23 protein-coding genes are annotated in these 25582 nt (G+C 68.3%); 13 read left to right on the top strand and 10 right to left on the bottom strand.

The window, feature by feature from the left end; all coding sequences use genetic code 11:
• Positions 1–69 precede the first annotated feature (69 nt).
• The 4 genes from VGP60_RS34670 (at position 70) to VGP60_RS34655 (ending at position 4039) form a co-directional block, all read left to right on the top strand.
• A complete protein-coding gene (locus tag VGP60_RS34670) occupies positions 70–483 on the top strand; it encodes a PGPGW domain-containing protein (protein WP_327552402.1) in 414 nt (137 codons plus the stop codon).
• 312 nt (positions 484–795) lie between these two features.
• Complete coding sequence (locus VGP60_RS34665; protein WP_327552415.1) at positions 796–1998, top strand: fused response regulator/phosphatase; 1203 nt, start codon at positions 796–798, stop codon at positions 1996–1998.
• On the top strand, positions 1998–3602 hold the full coding sequence (locus tag VGP60_RS34660) for a sensor histidine kinase (protein ID WP_327552401.1): 1605 nt from the start codon (positions 1998–2000) through the stop codon (positions 3600–3602). Before VGP60_RS34665 ends, VGP60_RS34660 begins: the two co-directional genes overlap by 1 nt.
• Entirely contained in the window at positions 3599–4039 is a 441-nt protein-coding gene (locus VGP60_RS34655) for a response regulator (protein ID WP_327552400.1), read from the top strand. The genes VGP60_RS34660 and VGP60_RS34655 overlap by 4 nt, the downstream gene beginning before the upstream one ends.
• Here VGP60_RS34655 and VGP60_RS34650 read toward each other — a convergent pair.
• Together VGP60_RS34650 and VGP60_RS34645 are read right to left on the bottom strand one after the other, a co-directional pair.
• Positions 4023–4328 carry an STAS domain-containing protein gene (locus VGP60_RS34650; protein ID WP_327552399.1) on the bottom strand — a complete coding sequence of 102 codons (306 nt, stop codon included), beginning with the start codon at positions 4326–4328 and terminating at the stop codon, positions 4023–4025. The genes VGP60_RS34655 and VGP60_RS34650 overlap by 17 nt on opposite strands.
• A 250-nt stretch (positions 4329–4578) precedes the next feature.
• On the bottom strand, positions 4579–7767 hold the full coding sequence (locus VGP60_RS34645) for a BTAD domain-containing putative transcriptional regulator (RefSeq protein ID WP_327552398.1): 3189 nt from the start codon (positions 7765–7767) through the stop codon (positions 4579–4581).
• Positions 7768–7908: 141 nt separating this feature from the next.
• Between VGP60_RS34645 and VGP60_RS34640 the strand changes: the two genes are divergently transcribed.
• Both VGP60_RS34640 and VGP60_RS34635 read left to right on the top strand, forming a co-directional pair.
• Positions 7909–8790 carry an NAD(P)-dependent oxidoreductase gene (locus VGP60_RS34640; protein WP_327552397.1) on the top strand — a complete coding sequence of 294 codons (882 nt, stop codon included), beginning with the start codon at positions 7909–7911 and terminating at the stop codon, positions 8788–8790.
• 22 nt (positions 8791–8812) lie between these two features.
• The gene (locus VGP60_RS34635) at positions 8813–9688 is read left to right on the top strand and encodes an NAD(P)-dependent oxidoreductase (protein ID WP_327552396.1); all 876 of its coding nucleotides are present in this window, start codon (positions 8813–8815) and stop codon (positions 9686–9688) included.
• A gap of 30 nt (positions 9689–9718) precedes the next feature.
• Here the strand turns inward: VGP60_RS34635 and VGP60_RS34630 are convergent, their stop codons facing one another.
• From VGP60_RS34630 to VGP60_RS34620, 3 genes are read right to left on the bottom strand one after another with little or no spacing between them, the layout of a single operon-like run.
• The gene (locus VGP60_RS34630) at positions 9719–9952 is read right to left on the bottom strand and encodes a flavodoxin domain-containing protein (RefSeq protein WP_327552395.1); all 234 of its coding nucleotides are present in this window, start codon (positions 9950–9952) and stop codon (positions 9719–9721) included.
• A complete protein-coding gene (locus VGP60_RS34625; protein WP_327552394.1) occupies positions 9949–10440 on the bottom strand; it encodes an SRPBCC family protein in 492 nt (163 codons plus the stop codon). The genes VGP60_RS34630 and VGP60_RS34625 overlap by 4 nt, the downstream gene beginning before the upstream one ends.
• Positions 10437–10763 (bottom strand): metalloregulator ArsR/SmtB family transcription factor, encoded by a 327-nt coding sequence (locus tag VGP60_RS34620; RefSeq protein ID WP_327552393.1) that lies wholly within the window; start codon positions 10761–10763, stop codon positions 10437–10439. The genes VGP60_RS34625 and VGP60_RS34620 overlap by 4 nt, the downstream gene beginning before the upstream one ends.
• A 155-nt stretch (positions 10764–10918) precedes the next feature.
• Here VGP60_RS34620 and VGP60_RS34615 point away from each other — a divergent pair, with 155 nt between their 5' ends.
• A complete protein-coding gene (locus VGP60_RS34615) occupies positions 10919–11626 on the top strand; it encodes a hypothetical protein (protein ID WP_327552392.1) in 708 nt (235 codons plus the stop codon).
• A 12-nt stretch (positions 11627–11638) separates the two neighbouring features.
• On the opposite strand, the gene VGP60_RS34610 is transcribed toward VGP60_RS34615, so the two are convergent.
• From VGP60_RS34610 to VGP60_RS34595, 4 genes are all read right to left on the bottom strand, one after another.
• Positions 11639–12580 carry a ribose-phosphate diphosphokinase gene (locus VGP60_RS34610; protein WP_327552391.1) on the bottom strand — a complete coding sequence of 314 codons (942 nt, stop codon included), beginning with the start codon at positions 12578–12580 and terminating at the stop codon, positions 11639–11641.
• Between the two features lie 61 nt (positions 12581–12641).
• Entirely contained in the window at positions 12642–13277 is a 636-nt protein-coding gene (locus tag VGP60_RS34605) for a helix-turn-helix transcriptional regulator (RefSeq protein ID WP_327552390.1), read from the bottom strand.
• Positions 13278–13281: 4 nt separating this feature from the next.
• Positions 13282–14403: a pyridoxal-phosphate dependent enzyme gene (locus VGP60_RS34600; protein WP_327552389.1), complete on the bottom strand. Its 1122-nt coding sequence runs from the start codon at positions 14401–14403 to the stop codon at positions 13282–13284.
• Between the two features lie 26 nt (positions 14404–14429).
• Complete coding sequence (locus VGP60_RS34595) at positions 14430–15161, bottom strand: TetR/AcrR family transcriptional regulator (protein WP_327552388.1); 732 nt, start codon at positions 15159–15161, stop codon at positions 14430–14432.
• An 89-nt stretch (positions 15162–15250) separates the two neighbouring features.
• Between VGP60_RS34595 and VGP60_RS34590 the strand changes: the two genes are divergently transcribed.
• The 6 genes from VGP60_RS34590 (at position 15251) to VGP60_RS34560 (ending at position 24865) form a co-directional block, all read left to right on the top strand.
• Positions 15251–15511: a hypothetical protein gene (locus VGP60_RS34590; protein ID WP_327552387.1), complete on the top strand. Its 261-nt coding sequence runs from the start codon at positions 15251–15253 to the stop codon at positions 15509–15511.
• Positions 15512–15706: 195 nt separating this feature from the next.
• Complete coding sequence (locus tag VGP60_RS34580; protein WP_414640451.1) at positions 15707–17134, top strand: cellulase family glycosylhydrolase; 1428 nt, start codon at positions 15707–15709, stop codon at positions 17132–17134.
• Positions 17135–17251: 117 nt separating this feature from the next.
• Positions 17252–18505, top strand: a complete 1254-nt coding sequence (locus VGP60_RS34575; protein ID WP_327552386.1) for an MFS transporter — start codon at positions 17252–17254, stop codon at positions 18503–18505.
• A 258-nt stretch (positions 18506–18763) separates the two neighbouring features.
• Complete coding sequence (locus VGP60_RS34570; RefSeq protein WP_327552385.1) at positions 18764–20113, top strand: GGDEF domain-containing protein; 1350 nt, start codon at positions 18764–18766, stop codon at positions 20111–20113.
• A 66-nt stretch (positions 20114–20179) separates the two neighbouring features.
• Entirely contained in the window at positions 20180–21076 is an 897-nt protein-coding gene (locus VGP60_RS34565; RefSeq protein ID WP_327552384.1) for a fused MFS/spermidine synthase, read from the top strand.
• Positions 21077–21187: 111 nt separating this feature from the next.
• Positions 21188–24865, top strand: coding sequence for a BTAD domain-containing putative transcriptional regulator (locus VGP60_RS34560; RefSeq protein ID WP_327552383.1), 3678 nt, complete (start codon positions 21188–21190; stop codon positions 24863–24865).
• A 44-nt stretch (positions 24866–24909) separates the two neighbouring features.
• Here VGP60_RS34560 and VGP60_RS34555 read toward each other — a convergent pair whose 3' ends face one another.
• The gene (locus tag VGP60_RS34555; protein ID WP_327552382.1) at positions 24910–25530 is read right to left on the bottom strand and encodes a helix-turn-helix transcriptional regulator; all 621 of its coding nucleotides are present in this window, start codon (positions 25528–25530) and stop codon (positions 24910–24912) included.
• Positions 25531–25582: the final 52 nt, after the last annotated feature.

Here is a 25582-nt window from a genome sequence, read left to right as displayed (position 1 = left end):
GGCGGCCGCCACAGCCGTCCTGGCAGAATCGGGTAATAAGGACATGGACCAACGAAAGAAGGAGACCCGGTGGCTGCTGGCAACCAGGTGAAGCGCGTAACCCTGGCGATAGTCGGCGGGCTGCTCGTGCTGATCGGCATCGCCCTGCTCGTCCTGCCCGGACCGGGGCTCCTGGTGGTGCTCGCGGGGTTACTCGTGCTCGCCTCGGAATTCCCCGCGCTGGAACGCTACGTCGACCCGGTACGCGACAAGGCGATGAAAGGGGCCGAGGACAGTGTCGCGACGCCCTTCCGCATCGTCATGTCCGGCCTCGCCGGACTGGGACTCGTGGCGATCGGAGTAGTGCTGGGCCTCAAGATCTTTCCGCAGCTGCCGTTCAAGGGCTGGAGCGTGGGCTCGAGTTTCATCCTTTCGGGGCTCATTGTCTGGGGGCTGCTGATCTGGAGCTACCGCCGGGTCAAGGCCCGGCGGCTGGCGGCGTGAGTGGCGGCAAGCGTTTTGAGCACTCGTAAACACTCACATTCCACGACACACGGTTCGTAACACGCTGGGTGCGTTCCCAGCCACCTGTGGTTTCGTGGCCTGACAGCGCGCTAGGGTGATCTCGGTTGAGTCCACAGCCATTGCAGATCGCGCGCCGTGCACCGTGCTGCAGCCCATCCTGTAACGCCGTCCCCGTCCCTGGGACAGGGCGCAGGAGTTGCTGGACCGCGCGGCGTTCCTTTTTTGGTCATGAACACGCGTGATGGAGTTGCGGTGGCGGGGACGACGGCAAAAGACGGTGGAGCGCCGGTGATGGCACCTGGAATGACCAGGATGGCCCCGGGGCACCAACTGCGGGTGCTGCTCATCGAGGACGATGACGGCGACGCCTTGCTCGTGGAGGAAATGCTCGCCGATAGTGACCATCCGGTGTCACTGGATCGGGTGGAAACCATGGCGGCCGCGGTGAGCGGGCAGATCCACGCCGACTGCGTCCTGCTCGACCTCCAGCTTTCCGACGTGATCGGTCTCGACGGGCTGGCCCGGCTACGGGAGCACGCGCCGAACACCGCGGTCGTGGTGCTGACGGGGCAGCGCGACGAGCTGACCGGGGTGGCCGCGGTCGCCTCCGGCGCCCAGGACTATCTGGTCAAGGACCAGGTGGACGGGCCGCTCCTGGTCAAAGCGGTGCGCTACGCGTGGGAACGTAAGCGTGCGGAGAAAGTCGAACAGCAGCTGCTGCAGCAGCAGCTCATGGCCAGTGAGAACAGCCGGCTGGAACGTGGCCTCCTGCCCACACCGCTGCTGGCCGATCCGAGCCTCGCCTTCGCGACGCGTTACCGGCCCGGCCGTGACGGAACACTGCTCGGCGGGGACTTCTACGACGCTGTGGAGCTGCCCGATGGCACCGTCCAGATGATGATCGGCGACGTTTGCGGGCACGGCCCGGACGAGGCCGCGCTCGGCGTGGCACTGCGGATCGCCTGGCGGGCGTGTGTCTTCGCGGGCCTGCCGAAAGCCGAGGTCCTCGCGACGGTCGACAGGGTGCTGGTGCACGAACGCATCGAACCCATCTTCGCCACCGCGTGCATGGTCAGCATCGCCGCGGACCGGCGCTCGCTGCGGATGTGCCTCGCCGGTCATCCGCCACCCGTGCTGATCACCGCCGACGGCGAAGCCCAGCTGCTGCCCAGCGACCGGCTCGGGGTCCCGCTCGGCCTGATCGCGGACGCCACCTGGCAACGGCGGGAGGTCCAGCTCGAACCGGGCTGGTCGCTGCTGCTGTACACCGACGGCGTGTTCGAGGGCCGGATCGACGGCGGACCCGAGCGCCTCGGCCACGAGGACATGGCGGCGCTCCTGCCCGCGCTGCTCCGCGGCGTTCCTGGCTGGCGGCGCGATCCTCGTCCCGCGCTCGACCAGCTGATCGCCGACGTCGAACAGCTCAACCAGGGCCCGCTCGACGACGATCTGGCCGTCGTCATGCTGGCCCACAACCCCACGGACCGGACCTGATGAACGAGATGGACACCGGCACCGATCGGCATTGGTCGGTGCGGCGATGGGCGGCCACGCTCGGGTGGGTGGTGGCCGCGCTGCTGATCGCCGCTGTTGCCGGCGGGGCCATCGCGCTGGACAACCTCGGTGACGCGCGCGGCAAGCTGGTCGACCGGACCGATCCCCAGCTGATCCAGGCGAGCACGCTGACCACCGCGTTGCTCAACCAGGAGACCGGCGTGCGGGGCTACCTGCTCACCGGGCAGCGCGACTTCCTCGCGCCCTACGAACAGGGCAAGCAACAGCAGACCCAGGCCGCCGCCGAGCTACGCGATCTGGGTGCCGAGCCCGGTACCCAGGAGGGCACCGACCTCGACGACGTGCTGGCCAAGGCGGGCGAGTGGCAGCGGCTGGCCGACGTGTGGACCTCGCCCGGCCGTCTTCCCGATGTCAGGGACGCCGACCAGGGCAAGGCGCAGTTCGACGCGGTGCGGGCGGCGCTCGGCACCCAGCGGACCGATCTCGCCCAGGCCCGTGCCGACGCGCGCAGCAGCTTGAACGGCGCGAGCCTGTTCCTGACCGTGATGCTGGCCATCATCGGCGGACTCGTGATGATCCTGTTCGTCATCCTTTACGTGGGCTTCCGCCGGGCCATCGCGCGGCCGATCTTCGCTCTCGCCGCCGAGGTCAGGGCCGTGTCCGAGCACGACATCCACCGGCGCGTCCACGCCACCGGGCCGCGGGAGCTCGTCGAGCTGGGGGCCGACATCGAGGCCATGCGCCAGCGCATCGTCGAGGAGGTCAGCCAGCTGCACCGGGCGCACACGCTGCTCGACACGCGCACCCAGGAGCTGCAACGGTCCAACTCCGACCTCGAGCAGTTCGCGTACGTCGCTTCGCACGACCTGCAGGAGCCGCTGCGCAAGGTGGCGAGCTTCTGTCAGCTGTTGCAACGCCGCTACCAGGGCCAGCTCGACGAGCGCGGGGATCAGTACATCCAGTTCGCCGTCGACGGCGCCAAGCGGATGCAGGCATTGATCAACGACCTGCTGTCGTTCTCGCGCGTCGGAAGGCGGTCCGGGGAACACGTCGTCGTCGACACGGGCGACCTGTTCGACACCGCGATCGGCAACCTGGAACCGGTCATCGAAGAGACCGGCGCCCGCGTCACGCACGGCGAACTTCCCCAGGTCCGGGGGGAGGCCACCCTGCTGACGGCGGTGTTCCAGAACCTGGTCAACAACGCGATCAAGTTCCGGGGCGAAGCGATACCAGAGGTCCATGTCGACGCGCGCCGCGAAGGCGACGAATGGATCTTCTCGGTGACGGACAACGGGATCGGCATCGATCCCGAGTACTCCGAGCGGATCTTCGTGATCTTCCAGCGGCTGCATGCCAAGAGCGCCTACCCGGGCACTGGGATCGGGCTGGCGATGAGCCGGAAGATCATCGAGTACCACGGCGGCCGGATCTGGCTCGACGCCGAAGCCGAAGAGGGGCACACCCGGTTCTTCTTCATCTTGCCGGCGCCGCCCGCGCCGCCAGAAGCCGTGCTCGTCCCGGTTCCCGGTGGCACGCCCAGCGACATTCCCAGTGACAGCAACGAGAACGAGGAAGCATGACCGACGCGCTGATGACCCCGATCGACATCCTCCTCGTCGAGGACGACCCGGGCGACGTGCTGATGACGCAGGAAGCCTTCGAGCATCACAAGATCCGCAACTCGCTGCACGTCGTCAGCGACGGTGTCGAAGCGCTTCAGTTCCTGCGCGGCGAAGCGCCCTTCGAGGGAAGACCGAGGCCAGGGCTGATTTTACTGGACCTCAACCTGCCCAAAAAGGACGGTCGTCAGGTGCTCGCCGAGATCAAGGTGGAGCCGGCGCTCCGGTCGATCCCGGTGGTCGTCCTCACCACTTCCGAGGCGGAGGAGGACATCCTGCGCAGCTACGACCTCCACGCGAACGCCTACGTCACCAAGCCGGTGGACTTCGAGCGCTTTGTCGAGGTCGTCCGGCAGATCGACGAGTTCTTCGTGACCGTGGTCAAACTGCCGCATTGAGCGGAGTCGCCATGCCGGCGGCGTCGAGTGCCCGCGTCGCCGCGCGGGACGCCCCGGCCGCGACCCGCAGCGCCACTCCTCGCTGCTGGGCCAGCAAACTTGCCCGCGTCAACACGCCGGCCGCGGCGGAACTCAGCGAGCTCACGCCGGAAAGATCGAGGATCAGCAGGGTCACCGCACTGCGCAGCCGGCTCGTCAGCAGCTCTTCCAGCCGTGGCGCCGTCGCCGAGTCCATCGCACCACTCACTTCGACGACAACCGTGCGGGCACGCGGTCTTCGCACGCTCACGCGCAAAGGTTCGGTTGCTACCGGGGTTGAGCTGGTGACGGTCACGACGCTGGGCCTCCATGCTGTGCTGATTCACCGGCGCTGATCCACTGATGGACCTCGACGGCGACCAGCGACGAAACGCGGGAACGAGCGCAGTTGTTCGTCGGGTACGCCCCCGGGAAACGCGCGGGCTGCGGACGACGGCTACTGGTTGAACCGAACCTCAACGCTATCCCGGCGTTACGCACAGCGCAACTGTTGTATCGCCTTATGAAGCAACAAGAAGACGTGCATCGCTGGTGTCCGCGTTCCCTCCCCGCGCGAATTGCTCGGAAAAAGTGGTCTCCCCCAAGGCTTTACTCGCGGCCGCGGTAATCCTGTCGACGTCACCGCGTTCGGCTTCCGGCAATGGGGCGCCGATGGATTCCCGGGTCGCCCTCGCCGTGCCCAGTAGCCGCGCGGCGCTGTCATGACGGCCCGCTAGTGCTTGCGCGCCCGCAAGTCCTTCCAGTGCAAGGGCGATCGTCCGCGGGTCGCCGGTGTTCCGTGCCGCCGCAAGGCCTTCCAGATGCCGGGCAAGAGCGCTCTCCGCGTCACCGCGCTGTTCGGCGACGAAACCGAGTTCCGCCATGATCAACGCGACCCCCAGATCGCCGTCCATCCGGCGGCACCAATCAAGCCACTTCAGCAGATGCCGTTCGGCGTCGTCGAGCCTGCCCTGACGCCTCGCGCCCAGGCCGAGGCCGACTTCGGCGAACTGCTCACCGCGTTTGTGCGACCGCTCCGCGGCGATCCGCAGCGCGCGGCGGTGGTACTCGTCGGCTTCCGCGAACTCGCCCCTCAGTAGTGCTATCCGGCCCAGCCCGGACAACTCGTAGGAGACCTCTATCCACAGCCCGAGTTCTTCGGCGCCGCGCAGAGCCTCTTCGTGCAACCGGGCGGCCGCGGGGTAGTCGCCCATGATCTCGCTCAACGAACTCAGCACGTCCGTGGCCTTGAGCTGTCCCCAGCGATCACCGAGTTCGCGAAAGAGTTTCGCGCTTTGGCGCGCGTCCCGCATCGCCGCTTCGAGCTCACCTCGCGGCCGCGCTTGGCCGGCGCGGGTGTTCAGTGCCGCGGCGAGGCCCCAGCGGTCCCCGATCGCCACGAACCCGGCGAGCGCGCTGTCCAGCCGCTCCCGCAGGATGATCAGGTCGCCGGAACCGGCCAGGGTCATGCTCAGGAACCACTCCGCCCGTGCCCGGCCGCCAGGGTCGTCCACGTCGTCGAACAGTTTCAGCGCCTGGGTGGCCTGTTCCACCAGGTCGGCTTCCTCACCGAGCAGGGTCGCCATCCCGGCCTGCCAGCAGGCTGCCCGCGCTTTCGCTATCGCGGGTGCGTCCCCCTCGATCGCCAGTGCGTCTGTCAGCGACCGGTGGGCTTCACCGAGTTTGCCGCGCAGGTACCAGTACCAAGACAGGGCGTTGACCAGCCGTAACGCCGGTTCCGCGGCGTTACGCCGACGCAGGCCGTCGAGTGCGCTTCGCAGGTTCGCCGTTTCGGCGTCGAGGCGTTCCAGCCACTGCCGCTGGTCGGGCCCGCGCAGCCGGGTTTCCGCGCGTTCGGCCAGCGCGAGGTAGTAGCCGTAATGACGAGTGTGCAGCTCCTCGAACTCGCCGGCCTCCTTCAGCCGTTCGATGCAGTAGAGGGCGACGGACTCGAGTAGCCGGTACCGCGTGCCGTCCACGACGACCAGGGAGCGGTCGACCAGCCTGGCCAGGATCTCCAGCACATCCTCGGCCGCCACGCCATCCCCGGCGCACACCGCTTCGGCGGCCTCCAGCGCGCAGCTTTCGCCGTGCACCGCCAGCCGGCGAAGCACGATGCGCTCCGAGTCGGTGAGCAGTTCCCAGCTCCAGTCGATCATCGCCCGCAGGGTCCGCTGGCGGGGTGGTGCGCCACGATTGCCGGAGGACAGCAGCCGGAACCGGTCGCGGAGGCGGCTGAGCAACTCGGGCACGCCCAGCACGCGAACCTTGGTGGCGGCCAGTTCCAGCGCGAGCGGGATACCGTCCAGGCGACGGCAGATCGCGGCGACGGCGGCCGCGTTGCCCGTGTCGAGCGTGAATCCGGGGACCTTGTCGGCGGCGCGGGCGACGAACAGCCGCACGGCACTGAAATCCCGCACGTCCGTGACGGCTTCACCGGGGACGTCGAGCGGCGGTACGGGCCACAGTGCTTCTCCCGTGAGACCCAGCGGATCCTGGCTGGTGGCGAGGATCCGCAACCCGGGCGCGGCCCGCAACCACCGCGCGGCCAGCTCCGCCATCGGCGCCACCAGCTGCTCGCAGTTGTCCAGGACGAGCAGGATCTCCTTGGTGCGCAAGGCATCGACGAGCCGCTCGGCGAGCGGGCCCGCGGTGTGGTCCTCATGGATGCCGAGCGCGGCCGCGGCGGCCTCCACGGCCCAATCGGCGAGCGACGATTCCGGGGAGGCCTGCCTGTCGAGCCCCGCGAGTTCGACCAGCCAGGCACCGTCGCGGAAACCCGGGGCCAGCCGGGTCGCCGTTTCCACCGCCAGCCTGGTCTTGCCGACACCCCCTGGCCCGATGAGCGTCACCAGCCGCGCCTCGCCGACACGCGCGCCGACGGAACGGACCGCGGCGTCCCGGCCCACGAGCTCGGTGAGAGGAGCGGGCAAGTTCGTGCGCGGGCGTGCCGGGGGAGCGGGCCCGTCGAGCGCCGGGTCCTGTTTCAGGATCGCCTGGTGCAGCGCGGTCAGCTCGGGGCCGGGTTCCAGGCCGAGCTCCTCGGCCAGCCGCGCCCGGAGTTCGCTGTAGCTTTCCAGGGCTTCCGTCTGCCGGCCCGCTCGGTAGAGCGCGCGCAACTGGAGGCCGCGAAGCCGCTCCCGCAGCGGATCACGGCCGACGAGATCACCGAGTTCGCCGACCAGCCCACTGTGTTCACCGAGGGCGAGCCGCGCTTCGGCCCGTTCCTCCAGTGCGACCAGCCGTTCCTCTTCGAGTCGCTGGATCGCCGGGGCGGCGAACGACTCGTCGGCGAACTCGGCCAGCGCCGGGCCACGCCACAGCGCCAGTGCGTCCGACAGCAGGGAAATCTTCGCTTGCGAATCCTCGGTTTCCTTCGCCTGCCTGGCGAGGGCGCGGAACCGCAAGGCGTCCACGGCGTCGGTACGGAGCAGGTACCCCGGCGCCTGGTGGACCACCAGTTCTCGGCTGCCGGGCTCGGCCTTTTCGAGGGTTCTGCGGAGCTGCGAAACCTTGGTCTGCAGCGTGTTCACCGGGTTCCCGGGCGGCCGATCGCCCCAGAGGTCCTCGGCCAGCTTGTCCGCGGAGATCGCCCGGCCCTCCTGGACGAGGAGGTTCGCCAGCAGTGCCCGCACCTTGACCTCGGGCACGCCGACGGCACGCCCGTCCGTGGTCCACACGGCGAGCGGTCCCAGCAGTCCGAATCGCACATCAAGGACGGTAGCGGGTGCCCCCGACAGTTTCAGTTCGCTTCCGCTGGCTTGCGGTCCGGCCGTGCGCGGACCCGCAGCGAACCGTGCGCGGGGTGCCGCAAGGTGGGGTTCGTCAGCGGAAACGACTTGGGAGACGAAATGCCGGACGACAGCAAGACCGGGGTGACGGTGCTCGGCCTCGGGGCGATGGGCACGGCACTGGCCGAGGCCTTCCTCGCGGGCGGTCATCCGACGACGGTGTGGAACCGCTCGGCGGGCAAGGCCGGGGGACTGGCCGCCAAGGGCGCGGTGGTGGCCGGGACGCCCGCCGAAGCGATCGCGGCCAACGGTGTCGTGGTCGTGTGTTTGTTCGACGCGCGATCCGTGCGCGAGGTGCTGGAGACGGGTGCGGAGTCCCTGCCGGGACGAGTTCTGGTCAACCTCACCAACGGCACGCCGGGCGAGGCGCGCGAGCTGGCGGCTTGGGTGGCCGAGCATGACGTCGAGTTCCTCGACGGCGGGATCATGGCCGTCCCGCCGATGATCGGCTCGCCCGCCGCGTTCGTGCTCTACAGCGGGTCGCGAACAGCTTTCGACACGCACAAGGAACTGTTCGACAGCCTCGGGGAAAGCCTTTACTACGGCACGGATCCCGGGTTGGCGGCGTTGCACGATCTCGCCCTGCTCAGCGGGATGTACGGCATGTTCATGGGGGTGATCCAGGCGTTCGCCCTGATCGGCAGCGAGGGTTCCGAAGCGAGGTCGTTCGCACCACTGCTGAAGCGCTGGATCACCGGTATGACGGGGTTCATCGACGGCGCCGCCGAGCAGATCGACAAACGCGATTACACCATCGGCGTCGTCTCGAACCTCGCCATGCAGGCCGGAGCCGGGGACGCGTTCGCCAAGGTCGGCGAGGAACAAGCCATCAGTGCCGAGTTGCTGGCGCCCCTGCGTCCGCTGATGCTGCGGCGAGTCGCCGACGGCCACGGTCACGAGGACCTCACCGGAATCATCGAACTATTGAAGATCAAGAAGTAATGCGTTGGGAGACAAGGAAATCATGACTGACAAGACCTCGGTGACGGTCATCGGACTGGGCCCGATGGGGCAGGCGATGGTCCACGCATTCCTGGAACAGGGCCATCCCACCACCGTGTGGAACCGGACCGCGGCCAGGGCCGATGGCGTGGTGGCCGCGGGCGCCGTGCGCGCCGAGACGGTCAAGGACGCGCTGGCGGCGAACGAGCTGGTCATGCTCAGCCTGACGGATTACCAGGCCATGTACGACATCCTGGGCCCGGCGGAGGCCGCACTGACCGGCCGGATCGTCGTCAACCTCAGCTCGGACACGCCGGGCCGCACCCGCGAAGCCGCCGCCTGGCTGGCGGAACGCGGCGCCGAACTCCTCGTCGGCGGGATCATGGTCCCGGCGCCGCTCGTCGGCAAGGAACCGTCGTACGTGTTCTACAGCGGCTCGCGCGCGACCTTCGACGCGCACGAGCCGACGCTGCGGGTCCTCGGGAGAACCGAGTACCAGGGCGAGGACTTCGCCTTGGCACAGCTGTATTACCAGGCGCAGCTGACCGTCTTCCTGACGTCGTTGTCCGCGTTCCTGCACGCGGCCGCGCTGATCAAATCGGCAGGCGTGAGCGCGGAGGCGTTCGTGCCCTTCGCGGCCGACAACTTCACCAGCATCGGCATGTACCTGGCCGACGCCGCCCGCAACATCGACGAAGGCAACCACCCCGGCGACCTCGCCAGCGTCGCCATGATGGGTGCCACCGCCGATCACATCGTCGGCGCCAGCACCGACGCGGGCCTCGACCTCACCCTGCCCAACGCGGTCAAGGCCCACTACGACAGGGCCATCGCGGCCGGTCACAGCACCGACAGCTGGACCAGCCTGTACGAGGTGATCAAAGTGCACCAACGCTGACGGCGGCTTTGCCCGCCAGGAGCTGGGCGGTCACCTAGGCGACGCGGATGCCCAGTTGGCGGCAGGTGAGCAGGTCGGCCCGTGCACCTGGTCGGCGCTGGCGTCGTCGAGGACGGCCCAGGGGGCTTCGGTCAGGGCATCGACAGCCAGGACGGTGGCCGTCGCGCCGGACTGGCGGGCGCCGTCGGCGACGGCCTCGGCGAGGGTGGTGGTGTGGCCCCAGCCCGAATGGTAGGCGATGGCGATGCCGGGACCTGCGGTCATCGGGGGCCTCCGGCGACTTCCTGGTAGCGCTGGGCCCAGTCGGGCAGGGGCGTTCCCGCGAGGTGCGCTTCGAGCCGGTCGAGGAAGGCGTGGGTACCGGGGACGAACCCGTTCGCGTTGCGGACGCCGAGGCCGCGGTGGCTGAACTTGAGCACGGTGCCGTCACCGTCGTGCGCCAGTTCGTACCGGACGACGCTGTCCTCGACGATGGCCTGTTTCCACTCGTGCTCGAGGACATTCGGCGGATCCCAGACGAGGATCCGGCCGGTCATCCGCTTGGCCCGTTCCGGCACGGGCGGGTCCGTGGGCAGCATGTCGATGACGCCGCCCACACGGCCGTCGAGGAGGGTTTCGCCGAACCAGGCCGCTCGCTGTTCCGGGTCGGCGATGGCGGACCACACCGCTTCTATCGGGAAAGGAAGGTGGCGGACGAAGGAGATGACGGCGTGCTCGCCGTCGATCACCAGCTCTCCGTAGCGGTCGTTCACGAGGTTTCCTCCGGTTTCGGGTGGGTCTTCTCCAGGTGCTGGTGCAGGGCGTCGAGATGGCCGGCCCAGTAGTGGCGGTAGCGGCCGACCCACTGGTCGATCTCGACCAGCCCGTCCGCGCGCAGGGCGTAGATCCGGCGCTGCGCGTCGGGGCGGACTTCGACAAGGCCGACTTCGCGCAGGATCCGCAGATGCCGCGACACCGCGGGCTGGGTCAGGCCCGGCAGCGTCGCGACCAGTTCGCCCGCGGATCGTTCGCCGCCGGCGAGTACGTCGAGCAACGCCCGCCGGCTGGGCTCGGCGACAGCTTCGAACACGTCCATGATCCGAGTATCACATCAAGCGCATATACGCGCAAGCTGATATACAACTCATCCCGGGAGCTGAGGTCCCGGCGCCCACGACCCTCTCCGGGCTGAGGGCGAAGTGTCCACTGTGGTCCGATCCCACCGTGGCCGTGGCGTGGAACCGTCCTCTCATGACACGCGACTACTGGTTCCCCGGCCGCTGGATCGGCGGCGCCGCAATGATTCTCGGCCCACTCCTACTACTCGCGGGCACTTTGCTCCGACTACCGTTCCACTTCTTCTTCCCCCAGCAGCTGGAGGCGGTGGCCACCCATCACGATCAGATGGTCGCCGCGTACACCGCCTTCGTCGCCGGGAACGTGGTGCTGTGGCCGGCGGTGGTGTCGCTCGCCAGGACGATCGGACTGACCAAGCCCGGCTGGGCCGCGTGGGGCGGCACCCTGGTCGTGTTCGGCTTGTTCGAGCGCACGTTTCACGCCGGAATCGACCAGCTGGCGTTCCAGCTGGTCGAGCGGCGCGGCCTGGAAACGGCGACGGCTTTCGTCAGCGACTCGTACCAGGGCATGCATCTGTTCCAGTACCTGTCGTTCGCGATCCTGTTCGGCTGGCTCGTGCTGGCCATCGGCGCCTACCGCAGCGGCGCGATGGGACTGGTCCGGTCGATCGCGCTCGCGTCGATGGCGTTGCTGCCGCTCGGAGTGCTCAAAGGAGCCGAGCCGCTGTCGGTCGTCGGTACGGCCGGGCTCTGCGTCGCGTTCCTGCCGATGGGGTTCCGGCTGCTGCGCGCCGGGCCCAAGCCGAGCCGGCGCACGATGCTGATCGCGGCGATCGTGGCACCGGCGATCGTGGGCGTCGGCTACCTGAGTTCGTTCGGCTGAGGCCCAGTGACCTCAGGCGTCGAAGAGCGCGCTGACGGACTCACCGTTGTGGATGCGGCGCATGGCTTCGGCCAGTGCCGGCGCCACGGAAAGCACGGTGAGCTTGGGCGTGCGCTCCTCGGCCGGGACGGGAACGGTGTTGGTGCAGACGATCTCGAGCACGTCGGGCTGGTCGCCGATGCGCTTGAGGGCGCCGTTGGAGAACAGGCCGTGGGTGCAGGCGACCCGGATCGACCGGACACCGATCTCCCGCAGGCGGGCCAGCAGTTCGATCACGGTGCTGCCCTTCGCGATCTCGTCGTCGAGCACGATGATGTCGCGCCCGGCGACCTCGCCGATGACCGAGCTGATGCTGACCTTGTCGTCGGCGAACCGCTGCTTCGCCCCGGCGGCGACCTTCACGCCCAGCAACCGGGCGAAGTGCGAGGCTTCCTTGGCGTTGCCGAGGTCCGGCGAGACGACCGTGGTGTTGGACAGGTCGTACTGCCGGAAATGTCCGGCGAGCTCCCGGAGCGCGTGCAGGTGGTCCACGGGAACGCTGAAGAAGCCGTGCACCTGCGGCGAGTGCAGCGTCATCGCCAGGACGCGGTCGGCTCCGGCTGTCGCCATCAGGTCGGCGACCAGGCGGCCGCCGATGGAGATCCGCGGCGCGTCCTTCTTGTCCGACCTGGCGTACGAGTAGTGCGGCAGCACCACGGTGGTCCGCGCGGCGGAAGCGCCACGCGCGGCGTCGAGCATCAGCAGCAGTTCGACGAGGTTCTCCTGTACCGGCCGGACCAGCGGCTGGATCAGGAAGACGTCCCGCTCGCGGCAGTTGGCCTGCAGCTGCACTTCCAGGCAGTCGTTGGCGAACCTCGAAACCCGGACCGGGTCGAGCGGCACTTCCAGGTTGGCGCAGATCTCGGCCGCCAGTTGCGGGTGGGCACTACCGCTGAAGACCGCGATATCTCGCACGAAAAGCTCCTAGCAGATTCTCGGGGGCGACACGGCGAATCTACTGGCTGTGCCCGGCGGGTCAGGCCTTGAGGTAGTTGTAGACCGTGGCCCGCGAGATGCCGAGGTGTTCGGTGATGATCTGAACGGCTTTCTTCCGTTCCAGGAAACCGCGCACCTGAAGGGATTTCACCAGTGTTCGCTTCGTCGCGGCGTCGAGCCCGCGGGGAGTCTGGTGGTACTCCGCGGCGAATTCGTCGATGACGTCGCGAATTTCGTCGACTGTTCGGTTCCGGAGGTTTTCGGCCGGGTCTTCGGCGAAGGGTTCCGTGGCGATGAGCCTGGTGAGATTCCGGGTGACCGTCGCGAAGATCGAGATGTCGAGATTCAGGCACAATGCCGCCACATAACGACCTTGGCTGTTCTTGATACCGATCGAGGTGCTCTTGGCGGGACGGCCGTCGGGGAACTTGTTCGGATAGTTCTGGATGACACTCGGGTATTCCGGGTCGCGGATCCTGGCGATCCCGAGTTCGGTGACCGAGTCGCCGATCGCGCGGCCGGAGAGATTGTTCTCGATGGCCCGGATCGCGTGCTCGGGCCGAGTGAGGTCGTGCAGCACCACTTCACACAATCCGGCGAACATCCGGCCGACGGCCGTGGCGATCTTCTCGGCTTCACGCAGGAGATGCGCGTCCTCCGCCGAAGGCTCGGGCATCACGTCACGCACCCGCGAAGACGTCGGCCATCTTGTCCGCGGACTTCAGGCCGGACCCGGTGAGCACCACGACGGTCGTCTGCCCGGGGGAGATGAGTCCCTTCGCGGCGAACCGCTCGATCGCGGCCGCGGCCGACGCGCTGGTGGGTTCGGCGTAGAGGCCCATCGCGGCCAGTTTCCGGGTGGCGGCGTAGATCTCGCCCTCGGGGATCGCGACGACATCGCCCTCGGACCGGCGAATGGCCCGCAGGACTTCGGGCAGCCGCACCGGGGAAGCGATGGCCGTGCCCTCCGCGATGGTCGGGGACCATTCGGCGTCGCCGAGTTCCTCGGTGCCCGCGTGGAAGGCCTGGTGGATCGGCGCACAGTTCTCGGGTTGCGCCACAAGCAGCTTGGGACGCCGGTCTATCTGCCCGGCCTGGAGCAGCTCGGAGAACGCGAGGTCACAGCCCAGCACCTGGCTTCCGGCGCCGGCGACGAGCACGACGTTGTCGGGTGCGCTGAAGCCGAGGTCCTCCCACATCTCGTAGGCCACCGTCTTGACGCCCTGAAGGAAGAACGGATGCCAGTTGTGGCTGGCGTAGAAGAGATGTTCCGACTGGCGTTCGGCTTCGTCCGACGTCGCCTGCCGGGTACCCGGCACCAGTTCGACCTCGGCGCCGTACGCGCGGCTCTGCAGGATCTTGGCCTGCGAAGTGCTGGCCGGAGCCAGGATCTTGGCCTGCATCCCGGCGGCCGCGCAGTACGCGGAAACCGACGAGCCACCGTTGCCGGAACTGTCCTCCAGCAGCGCTTCCACGCCCAGCCGCGCGAGCGACGACACCATGACCGAGACACCGCGGTCCTTGAAACTCCCCGACGGGTTGAACCACTCCAGCTTGAATAGCACTTCGTGGTTGTTCCAGCGCCGCGGCAGCATCGGTGTGCAGCCCTCTCCCAAGCTGACCGGGGCCATGTCGATCGGAAACGCGGCCCGATAGCGCCAGAGTGACCGCTCGGACGTGTCGATCTCGCCCGGGGTGATCCCCGGAAGCGGCGAGATCATCAGCGGGCTGCCGTCTTCGCCGCGCCAGCGGAGCTGGTCCAGGTCGTAGCGCTGCCCGGAGCGGTCTTCTGCGTAGGTCACGCCAAATTTGTACAGTGCGTCCATGCTTAGACGCAACGTCTAACCTGAACCTCGATGCCGTCCAGGATCCGCGTGAGCCCGAACTCGACGTCGGCCTCAGGCAGTTCGTCGTCGTCCTCGTACTGTCCGCCGCTCATCATCGACGCGAGGATCGGATATCCCCGCTCCACGAGCAGCGGCTGCAGAAAGCTCGCCACCGCCGCGGACTGGATCGGTGGGGTGGTGGTTTCGTGGAGATCCCGCGCCAGCTTGGCGACGCTTCGCGCGTAACCGTCCAGCAGGACCGCGCAGCCGAGGATGTCCGGCATCGGAAGTCCGGTCTTGGCCATGGATTCCAGGAGCTTTTCCAGCCAGTCCAACAGGTTCGGCGTCGCCGGAGCCCCATGGACCGGCAGGTCGAGCAACCACGGATGGACTCGGCACCGGTCGAGTGCCGCGTGCACCCAGCCGGTGGCCGCGTCGCGCCAGTCGTCGCGCGACAACGACTCCGGCGCCGGGCCCCAGGCGGCGTCGGCGAGCAGTACCAGCAGTTCCTCTTTGGAGCTCACGTAGCGGTAGAGCGCGTTCGTGGTGACCCCGACGCGGCTGGCGATTTTCGGCAGCGACAGCGCGGAGAACCCGTCTTCGTCCGCGAGTGTCAGGGCCGCTTCGACGATTCGCTCGACGCTGTGCGCGGGTTTGGGTCCGCGCCGGGCGGCGGGTGCAAGGCCCCAGGCGAGCGCGAGGCCGGGTGGGAGCGGTGGTTCCCCGGTCGTCACGGGCCGCTCGCAACGCGATTGACAGAAACTGTGCATGGCATACACTAATTGTACCGGTGAACGGTCGATCGGGGAGAGGGTGGCTTCACGTGGGGGAAAATTCGATGCTGGCGCGCTGGCTGTGGCCGGAGTTGAAGGACAGTCAGGCGGGTTCGGTGCCGCCGGGGTTCTTCATCGCCCGCAGTGTCGCCATCGCGTTGTGGCTGACCCTGAGCGTGGTCAACCTCGTCGTCTGGCTGATGATCTGCCTGATCAGCGGGGGCTGGGACGACCCGTGGTGGCTGTGGTCCGCGCTGATCGGCGCGCTCGCGGTCGCTGGGGTCTGCCGCGTGACCAGAGTGCGGGAGTAGTGCGCATTCGTCCTGTTCACTCCGGAAGATCTCGCCGGGTACCGCGATCGACGCCGCCCGGCGACTACTGTCCGATTAGCTCCGGTTGACCGATTGACAGCACGTCCTGCACCTGGTGTGATCCTGGCCATAGTTAGGAAACTTTCCTATCTATTTCCGAAGAGCCGCCGCCCCTCACCATGCAGGAGTTCTTCAGTGGCACGTTCCAGATGGCTTGTCGCCCTGACCGGAGGCGCCGCGGTCGCGGCGACCCTCGTCCTCGCCCCGACCACCGCAACCGCCGCACCCGTCCGCTACGAATCCGAGAACGCCGTGCTCAGTCAGGGCGTCGTCGAGTCCAATCACGCGGGCTTCACCGGTTCCGGCTTCGTCAACTACAACAACGTCTCCGGTGGTTACGTCGAATACACCGTGACCGCGGCGCAGGCGGGGACGCACTCGCTCGCGTTCCGCTATGCCAATGGCACCACGGCAAACCGGCCGGTGAGCGTCACCGTCAACGGCGCGTCGGCCGTCAGCGCGCTCGCGTTCCCGGTCACCGGGGCATGGACCACGTGGCAGACGGTCACGACCAGTGCCACACTTACCGCCGGTACCAACAAGATCCGCGTCACCGCGACCGGCGCGGAGGGCGGCCCGAACGCCGACTCGCTGACCGTCGACCCGGGTAGCGCGCCGGTGGCGAACACCCCGGTCGGGATCAACGGCCAGCTGCACGTCTGCGGCGTGAAACTGTGCAACCAGTACAACAAGCCGATCCAGCTGCGTGGCATGAGCACCCACGGACTGCAGTGGTACGCCCAGTGCGTCAAGACGGCCTCGCTCGACGCGCTCGCCAATGACTGGGGCGCCGACATCCTGCGGATCTCCATGTATATCCAGGAAGGCGGCTACGAAACCGATCCTCGCAAGTACACCGACATGGTGCACAACTACATCGAGGAAGCCACCAAACGTGGTATGTACGCGCTCGTCGACTGGCACCAGCTGACCCCGGGCGACCCGAACCACAACCTTGCCCGCGCGAAGACGTTCTTCACCGAGATCGCCCAGCGCCACAAGGACAAGGTCAACATCATCTACGACATCGCCAACGAGCCCAACGAAACCCCGTGGTCGGCGATCAAGAGCTACGCCGAGCAGCTCATCCCGGTGATCCGCGCGCAGGACGCGAACGGGGTCGTCTTCCTCGGCACGCACGGCTGGGCGTCGTTCGGCGTCTCCGACGGCCGGTCCGAGCAGGACATCCTCAACGCGCCGGTGAACGCCACGAACATCATGTACACCTTCCACTTCTACGCGGCGTCGCACCACGACGAGTACTTCAACGCGTTGTCCAGGACGGTGGATCGCATCCCGGTGTTCATCACGGAATTCGGCACGCAGACCTCCAGCGGTGACGGCACGAACGACTTCGCCTACTCCCAGAAGTACCTGGATTTCCTCGCCGGCAAGAAGATCGGCTGGACGAACTGGAACTTCTCTGACGACTTCCGGTCGGGCGCGGTCTTCAAGACCGGCACCTGCGCCGGGAACAACTTCAGTGGCACTTCGGTGCTGAAGCCCGCCGGTGTCTGGATCCGCGATCGGATCAAGTCCCCGGACGATTTCCCCACGTCCTAACTCTCTGGTGATCGGCGAGAAGGCCTCTTTCCACTCGGAAGGAGGCCTTCTCGACGTCGGCGGCGGTGTACGCTGAGTGTCTGGATCGCTGCGTCGAGTAGTCGCCGAGGAGCGGGCATGGCAGCACCGCGCGGGCAGGCCACTTTCGCCGACGTCTTCGCGGTCGCCGAATTCCGCGCGCTTTTCCTGGCACAGCTGGTTTCCGTCGCCGGTGACCAGCTCGCGCGCGTCGCGTTGTCGATCCTCGTCTTCGAACGCACCGCTTCGGCGGGCTGGGCCGCGGCCACCTACGCGTTGACGTTCCTGCCGGATCTGCTCGGCGGACCGCTGCTGTCCGGTTTGGCCGATCGGTTTCCCCGTCGCCGCGTGCTCGTGTGCGCGGATCTGGCGCGCGTGGTGCTCGTCGGCGCGATGGCGGTGCCGGGAATGTCGCTGCCGCTCGTGGCGGCCCTGCTGGTGTGCGTGCAGATGCTCAACTCCCCGTGGGGCGCGGCGCGGGCGGCACTGCTGCCGCAAGTGCTTGCGGGGGAACGGTTCGTCGTGGGCACGGCGGTGTTCTCGATGGTCACCCAGACCGCGCAGGTGCTGGGGTTCGCGCTCGGCGGGCTGATCGTGGCGTGGCTCGGGCCGGGTGGTGCGCTCGCCGTCGACGCGGCGACGTTCGCGGTTTCGGCGGTGGTGGTGCGCTTCGGCGTCAGGAGCCGACCGGTGCCGGGATGCGCTGAATCCTCTGGGTCTCCGAAAAAACCGGGCTGGGCAAGGGAACTGCGCGCGGGAACGGCCTTGGTGGTGTGCGACAGGGAACTGCGTGCGCTGGTCGCGCTGGCCTGTGTGTCCGGGTTCTACATCGCGGGGGAGGCCGTCGCGGCGCCTTACGCGGCCGCGATCGGGGGCGGCGCGGCTTCGGTGGGGCTGCTGTTCGCGTCCTATGCGGTCGGCAACGTCACCGGGATGGCCTTACTGGCCAGGGTTCCGCACGCTCAGCGCACGCAGCTGCTCAGGCCGCTGGCGGTACTGGCGTGCGCACCGCTCATGGGCTGCGCGCTGAATCCTGGCCTCGGCGTGACACTGGCGTTGTGGTTTTGTTCCGGCGCGGCCGGTGCCTACAACCTGACAGCGTCGACCCTTTTCGTCCAGGCCGTGCCGGATGCCCGGCGTGGCCAGGCTTTCGGGCTCGCGGTGACGGCGTTGCGCGTCGCGCAGGGGACCGGAGTGGTGCTGGCCGGGATCACCGCGGAACACCTTCCGCCGCATCAGGTGGTCGCCATTGCCGGTGCGCTTGGCGTACTCGCGGCTATCGGAGCCGGTTTGTCGTGGAACAAGGCGAATTCGGCTTCGCGTGGCCTCGCCCGGGCGAGTGACATGATTTGACCCCTTGAGGTGAATTTCCCAAGGGGTCAAATCAGGCCCTGTTAAAAGCGGGTCCAGTCCGTCGGACGCTGGGTCTTCCGGGTCCAGTCGGTGGGCCGGCCGGTACGCGGCGAGGTGGTGACGGTCATGAGGGGCCTCCTTGGTTTGGCGATTCGAGAACCGTGAGTGACCACGGTCCCAACCTTCTGGACTAGTGACACACAGCGTGCGTCCGATTACAATTACGGACCCCATCTGGGGAGAAGAAGGGTGATGTCCGTGTTGCGATTTTCTCGCGTTCATGGTCATTTTCCCAGCACCGATGAGCGGCTAGACGGTCTCGATCCGCGCCGCTGGGCACTGTGGGCGCTTTCCCGGCCGGTGCTCGTCTACCTGGCAGTGGTGGAAATCGCGGCCGTCACGGTGGTCTGCGCGACGCTGGACCTGGTGCCGATCACGAGTCAATCCCTCGTCTGGTGCGGGCTTCTCCTGCTCGCCGAGGTCCTCCATCTCGAAGCCTCACGAAGAATCGAAAGAATCCGGGAGCTGGGCGCGGACGGCAGTCCGCATATGCATCTGCAGTCGATCTGGATTTTCGCCGCCCTTTTGCTGCTGCCACCGCCGCTGGTGGCTTTCGTCATCGTCATCAGTTACGCGCATTCGTGGGTGCGGGTCTATCGCCGCCGCTCGGTTCTGCATCGGAAGGTTTTCTCCGCGGCCACGGTGATATTGGCCGCCACCGCGGCTGCGACGATATTGCATGTGGGTACCGGTGGCCGCGTGGCCCCGTTCATGCCGTACCTCGACGGCTTCGTCGGCATGACGACCCTGATCGTCGCCGGCGTCGCGTATTTCGGCGTCAACTACGCGATGGTGGTCGCGGTCATCATCGTGACCAATCCCGGCAACCCGGGCCGCAAAGCGCTCGGCAACGTCTCCGACGTCCTGATCGTCGGTGCCGCCGTCGGCGTCGGTTGCGGTATCGCGCTGGTGATGACCGTGCGGCCGTGGCTGCTGCCGGTTCTCATGATCACCCCGCTCGCGTTGCAGCTGGGTTTGCTGCTGCCCCAGCTGCAGGCCGCGTCCCGCACGGACTCGAAGACCGGGCTGATCAACGTCGGATTCTGGGGCGAGGTCGCCGGGCGGGAACTGTTGCGTGCCCGCAGGCTCGCGTCCAGCGTCGGCGTGCTGATGATCGACATCGATCATTTCAAGCTCATCAACGACCGCAAAGGACACCTGGCAGGCGACGAGGTGCTTCGCGCGGTCGCCACCACGATCCGCGACCAGGTCCGCGCCGAGGACTTCGTCGGGCGCTTCGGTGGCGAGGAGTTCGTGGTGCTCTTGCCGGGTGTGAGCACTGTCGAAGCCACGAGAATCGCGGACCGGGTCCGGCTCAGTATCTCCGCTCTGGCCGTGGAATTACCGGTGCGGGACGGCGACATCGAGCCCGACGTCCTGCGCGGGCTCGCGGCGTCGGTCGGCATCGCGACCTATCCGGAGCACGCCCGTGAACTCGGGGATCTCTTGCAAGCGGCCGATGTCGCGCTGTACGAAGCGAAGGAAACCGGCCGTAACAAGGTGGTCCTGAGTTCACGGACCTGCACCGCCCGGATCAAGCTGTCCTGATGTGACTGCCCGCTCGCCCCGCCGGATAGTGTGGAGGGCTCAGAGTCACTTGAGGGACGAGGGAAAATGCGGCGAGGACGCGAGCCGAAGAAGGGCCGCACGGCCCAGGCGGCGGGACCGACGCCAGGTCGGCATCAGGTGCGCTTCGGCATGGCCGAGCTGCTGCGGGATCTCGACCGGCCCAACGGCTGGCTGCTGACCGTCGACGGCGTCGCGCAGTCCTATGTCGACCTCGACGACCCGACCCATCTCGACTTCGATTACGTCCGCCGCATCGGCGACATCATCGACTGCCTGCCGGAGGCCGGCGCGGCCATGGACGTGCTGCACGTCGGCGGGGGAGCCTGCACCCTGCCCCGGTACGTCGCCGCCACCCGGCCGGGCTCGCGCCAGCTCGTGTTCGACGCCGACGCCGAGCTCATCGACCTCGTCCGGGAGCAGCTCGACCTGCGCAGCGTTCCGTCGCTGAAAGTGCGGATCTCCGACGGCAGGGTCGGTGTCGCGAGCCGTCACGACGCGACGGCGGACCTCGTGGTGCTCGACGCGTTCGAGCGCGCCGCGATGCCGAGCGCGATGGCCACCCTGGAGTTCATCACCGACGTCGCCCGGGTGCTGCGGCCAGCGGGGACGCTCCTGGTCAACATCTCCGACGGGCCGGGTCTCAAGTTCGCGCGGCGGGTCATCGCGACCCTGTCGGCGGTGTTCCCGCACCTGGTCCTGCTGGCCGAGCCCGCCGTTCTGCGTGGTCGCCGGTTCGGCAACCTCGTGCTCGCGGGTTCGGCCGTCGAGCTGCCGTCGGACGCGCTGAGCAGGCGCGCGTCGTCCGCGGTGTTCCCGGCGCGGGTCGTCACCACCGGGGAACTGCGCAAGCTGGCGGGGGTGCTCGAGCCGCTCACCGATGCCGCGCCCATGGCCTCGCCGACGCCGCCCGAGCACGCGTTCGGCCTTCCGTCGCGCGACTGACGTCGATACTTACCTTGGGGGACAACGAAAGGCCGCCGTAGCGCTGAGGTCGGCCACTCGCCAGTCATCACCGGGCTGAGTAGGGTGGTCCGAAGCGAACGGGGAGTGCGGATGCCGGACGACGTCGACAACGGGCTCAAGGTCGAACTGCTGGGCCCGGTCCGCGCGGGTTACGGGCCGGAGTGGCTTTCCCTCGGCCCGGCTCGGCAGCGTGCGGTGTTCGCCGTGCTCGCGCTGCGGGCCAACACGAAGGTTTCCTCGCGGGAGCTGCTGCTCGGCGTCTGGGGCGAGTCGGCCCCGGCGAGTGCGACGGGCAGCATCCACACCTACATCTCCGGTCTGCGCCGCTGCCTGGATTCAGCCGGTCGGTCCGGCCGGGACATCCTGACCTCGGTCGACGGCGGCTACGTGCTGAAGCTCGCGCCGGACGCTGTCGACGTCGTGACGTTCGACAAGCTGCGCGCGCAGGCCACGGAAGCCAACGAGCACCACGACGCGCGCGTGGCGCTCGACGCGGCGCTGAGCCTGTGGCACGGCGAGGCGTTGTCCGGCGTGCCGGGCCCGTTCGCGGAGGTCGAGCGCCGGCGGCTCGCCGAAGCACGGCTCGAGGCGGCCGAGGAGCGCGCCGCCGCGGTGCTCGCCCTGGGCGGCCACAACGAACTGGCCGCGGAACTCGCCGCGCTCGTGCGAGACAACCCGCTGCGCGAGTCGGCGCGTGAACTGCTGATGCTCGCGCTCTACCGGAGCGGGCGACCGGCCGAAGCACTCGAAGTCTTCCGCGACACCAGAAGCACTTTTGTCACCGAACTCGGCATCGAGCCGAGCGCCAAGCTCCGGCGGGTGCATCAGCAGATGCTCTCCGGCGACCCCGCGCTCGATCTGGCGCCGGTCGTCGAGCCGCTGCTGTCGATCGTGCCGGCCAAGGTGAGCCGCGCGATCCGCGCGGAGGAGGACGGCGATCCGTTCGTCGGCCGCACCGCCGAGGTCGCGCGCCTGCGGACGCTGGTGTCGGAGACGGCGGCCGGGCGTGGGCGTTCGGTGTGGATCGAGGGCGCGCCGGGTGTCGGCAAGTCCGAGCTGCTCACCTACGCACTCGCCGACGCCGGACGCCGCGGCTGTCAGATCAACTGGGTCGCCGCCGACGAGATGGCGCGGCGTATCCCGTTGCACGTCATGTTCGAATGCCTTGGCATCGACCCGCGTTCGCCCGACAGCCGCCGCGCGAAACTGGCGCGGGAGCTGCAAAGCGGGGACTCGTCGAGTGACCCGATCCGGGTGGCCGTGGACAGGTTGCTGGCGCTGGTCGACGAGCTGTGCGCGCGGTCGCCGGTGGTGCTGGTCATCGACGATCTCCAGTGGGCGGACGAAGCGAGTGTGCAGGTGTGGCGGCGGCTTTCGGCCGCGACCCGGCAGTTGCCGCTGTTGCTGGTGGCGATTTCACGGCCACTGGTCGACCGGCCGGAACTGACCCAGCTGCGCCAAGGCGTCGAAACCGGTGGCGGTGAGGTCGTGCTCGTCGAGCCGCTCGGTGACCCGGACATCACCGCACTCGTGACAGCGCTCGCCGGGGCGAATCCGGGGCCGGGACTGCAAAAGCTCGTCGCGCGCGCGGCCGGGAACCCGTTGTACCTCTGCGAGATGCTGGGCGGGCTGACCCGTTCGGGCGCGGTCGAGGTGTCCGGCGGCGTCGCCGATATCGACGACTCGCTGACAGCCGACGCGCCGCAGTCACTTGTCGCGGCCGTGCGGCGGACGCTGGACTCGTTGTCGGAGACCACCCGCGAAGTGCTGCGGATGGCCGCGATGCTGGGCCGGGAGTTCGCGCTCGACGAAATCCGCGCGATGCTCGGCCGACCGCTGCCCGCGTTGCACGCCGCTGTCCAGGAAGCCGTTGCCGCGCACGTGCTTTTCGACGAGGGTGGCCGGCTCGCGTTCCGGCATCCGTTGCTGCGTCAGGCTTTGCACGACGGTATCCCGGCGCCGATGCGCGGGGTGCTGCACCGGCAGTCCGCGAAGGCGCTGGCGGATTCACACGCCTCGGTGACGCGGGTCGCCGAGCAGCTGGTCGCCGCGCCCGCCGACGTCGATCCGTGGGTTTTCGGCTGGCTGGCCGAAAACAGCGCCGAGCTGGCGAACCGGGCACCGCTGATCGCCGTCGACCTCCTGGAGCAGGTGCTCGAAGCCTGCCCTCTCGGTGACCCGAACCGCGAAGAACTCCTGGCAGCACTGGTTCGCGTGGCTTTCCGGCTGGGCCGGAACCCGGAAGCCGAGGCGCGGCAAGTACTTTCGCTGTCGACCGACCAGGTGTGCTCGGCGGAGATGAGCCAGCTGCTGGCGGCGATCCTTTACCGCCAAGGGCAATCGGAGTGGGCGCTGCGGGCGTTGGAAGGCTCGGCGGACGACCCGGTGGTGCCGGAGATCTGGCGGGTCAGGCACCGGACCCTGCTGGCGCATTTCCGGCGCGGGGACATGACCGACATCGACGCGGCGGCCGTCCGATCCGTTGGGGTGTATGCGGAAGCCGTCGAATCGGGGGGCCCGTACGCGATCGCGCACGCGTTGCAGACCAAGTGGCAGGTGGCGACCGTCCGGCGGGACCACCGCAGTGCGATCGAATACGTGGACCGCGCGCTCGACGTCGTGCGGGATTCCCCGGACCTCGCGGGCATGTGCTTCGACCTGCTGGACAACAAGGTCTTCACCCTGCACAACCTCGACCGCCTCGACGAAGCCGAGAAAACCCTGCGCCTGGCGGACGAACTGACCGCGCGCCACGCGCTGCCGAGCGGGCTGCAGGTGTCCGCGGCCGTGCACTACTACTGGGCCGGCCGGTGGGAGGACGCGCTCGTCGAGCTGGACACGGTGACCGAGGACGGTCCGGCGATCACCTACCACGGTCTCGTCGACCCCGGCCCGGCCGCGCTGCTCCTGCACGGGCTCGCCGCGTTGATCGCGGGCCGCCGCGACGACCGTGATACCCAGGCCGTCCATCTCGCCGCGGCCACCCAGCATGTCCCGTCGACCGCGGCGGAACGGGAAAGCTGCGACTTTCTCCTGGTGGCACAAGGACTCGACGCGCTGCGCCGGGACGATCTGGCGGGCGCGTTGACGCTGCTCGAACCGATCGTGCGGCCCGAGTACGCGGAGATGATGCTGCGGCACCAGTGGTTGCCGGAGCTGGTGCGGATGGTCCAGATGCAGGGCGACGCCGACCGCGCCCACGAACTGCTCGCGATGGCGGCGGACGAGGCGGGGAAGGAAACCGTGCCGGCTCGGGCCCACGCGGCGCATCTCCGCTGTCAGGCGCTGGTGACCGGCGACCCCGAACCCGCGCTGGCCGCGGCGGAGCATTACCGCCAGGTCAGCCGTCCGGTGGAACTCGCGCAGGCCCTCGAAGAAGCCGCGGCCCTGCTCGCCGAGTCGGGCCGTCTCGTCGACGCCGAGGCCGCGCTCACCGAAGCTGTCGAGCTGTACTCGACGTTGAAGGCCCAGTGGGACATCCGGCGTGCGGAGTCGCGGCTGGAGATCTTCGGTGTCCGGCGTGGACGGGCCGCCCGCGACACGCGCTCGGTGCTGGGCTGGCAGTCGCTTTCGCCGGTGGAGAAGCGGATCGCGAGGCTCGTCGCGTCCGGGAAGTCCAATCCGGACATCGCGGCCGAAATGCCGCTTCCCCGCCGGACGGTCCAGGCGCACGTCACGCGGGTACTCGGCAAACTGCAGACCGACTCGCGCCTCGGCATCGCCGAGCACGTCTCGCACCACCTGCGCGGCAAGACTTTGAGGTCGTGAGTGCGTAACAGTGTTAGAACACTGTTACGCACTCACGACTCCCCTTAGATGACGCCCGACCTCAAGGCGTAGGCCACGGCTTGGGCGCGGTTCCGCAGGTTGAGCCGGTTGGTCAGGGCGTAGAGGACGTTCTTCACCGTGCGCTCGGAGTAGCTGAGCTTGCCGGCGATCTCGCTGGTGTCCCAGCCTTCGGCGAGCAGCCGCAGCACGTCGATCTCCCGCGGATCGAGACCGGCGGCGTTGAGCCCACGCGGGGCGAGCACCTCGCGCTGAAGGTTCCGGACCGACTTGAGCAGCTTGCCGAGCAGGTCCGGCGACATGATGCCGTTGCCGGCCGTGGCGGCGAGCACGGCGGCGACCAGCCGCTCGCCGGTGGCCGCGGCGCGGGGGAGGACCGCCACCACGTGGCAGTCGATCACGGTCAGCAGCGTCGACTCGTTGAGCTCGTTGGTCACCAGCACCGTGGGAGCGTTCAGCGTCGCGGCGGATTGCCGCAGGTCGAAGAGCATGTCGGTGGACATCCGGTCGGTCACGAAGACGACGACGTCAGCGTCGGTCACCGGTTCCGGCAGGACGGTCAGTTCGGCTCGGGCCTCCACGTAGCTGCTGATCCCGGCCCGGGTCATCGGGTCGGAAGCCTGGACGGCCACTCGCACTTGTTTCATCCGTACCTCCAACGAACATTGCCGTTACGGTGAGTGTGCTGGTGAACACCTT

The organism is Amycolatopsis sp. (assembly GCF_036008905.1).
In the GTDB taxonomy this organism is placed as follows: Bacteria; Actinomycetota; Actinomycetes; order Mycobacteriales; family Pseudonocardiaceae; genus Amycolatopsis.
The sequence above is the reverse complement of the archived record's forward strand: the minus strand, read 5'-3'. Positions and strand labels throughout refer to the sequence as shown.

Bases quoted from the DNA above. Each gene is read 5' to 3' on its own strand.
- VGP60_RS34575 (WP_327552386.1), top strand. From the start codon at position 17,252: ATGGCAGCACCGCGCGGGCAGGCCACTTTCGCCGACGTCTTCGCGGTC.
- VGP60_RS34660 (WP_327552401.1), top strand. From the start codon at position 1,998: ATGAACGAGATGGACACCGGCACCGATCGGCATTGGTCGGTGCGGCGA.
- VGP60_RS34560 (WP_327552383.1), top strand. From the start codon at position 21,188: ATGCCGGACGACGTCGACAACGGGCTCAAGGTCGAACTGCTGGGCCCG.
- VGP60_RS34620 (WP_327552393.1), bottom strand. From the start codon at position 10,763: ATGGACGTGTTCGAAGCTGTCGCCGAGCCCAGCCGGCGGGCGTTGCTC.
- VGP60_RS34630 (WP_327552395.1), bottom strand. From the start codon at position 9,952: ATGACCGCAGGTCCCGGCATCGCCATCGCCTACCATTCGGGCTGGGGC.
- VGP60_RS34655 (WP_327552400.1), top strand. From the start codon at position 3,599: ATGACCGACGCGCTGATGACCCCGATCGACATCCTCCTCGTCGAGGAC.
- VGP60_RS34635 (WP_327552396.1), top strand. From the start codon at position 8,813: ATGACTGACAAGACCTCGGTGACGGTCATCGGACTGGGCCCGATGGGG.
- VGP60_RS34555 (WP_327552382.1), bottom strand. From the start codon at position 25,530: ATGAAACAAGTGCGAGTGGCCGTCCAGGCTTCCGACCCGATGACCCGG.
- VGP60_RS34615 (WP_327552392.1), top strand. From the start codon at position 10,919: ATGACACGCGACTACTGGTTCCCCGGCCGCTGGATCGGCGGCGCCGCA.
- VGP60_RS34640 (WP_327552397.1), top strand. From the start codon at position 7,909: ATGCCGGACGACAGCAAGACCGGGGTGACGGTGCTCGGCCTCGGGGCG.
- VGP60_RS34665 (WP_327552415.1), top strand. From the start codon at position 796: ATGGCACCTGGAATGACCAGGATGGCCCCGGGGCACCAACTGCGGGTG.
- VGP60_RS34605 (WP_327552390.1), bottom strand. From the start codon at position 13,277: ATGCCCGAGCCTTCGGCGGAGGACGCGCATCTCCTGCGTGAAGCCGAG.
- VGP60_RS34565 (WP_327552384.1), top strand. From the start codon at position 20,180: ATGCGGCGAGGACGCGAGCCGAAGAAGGGCCGCACGGCCCAGGCGGCG.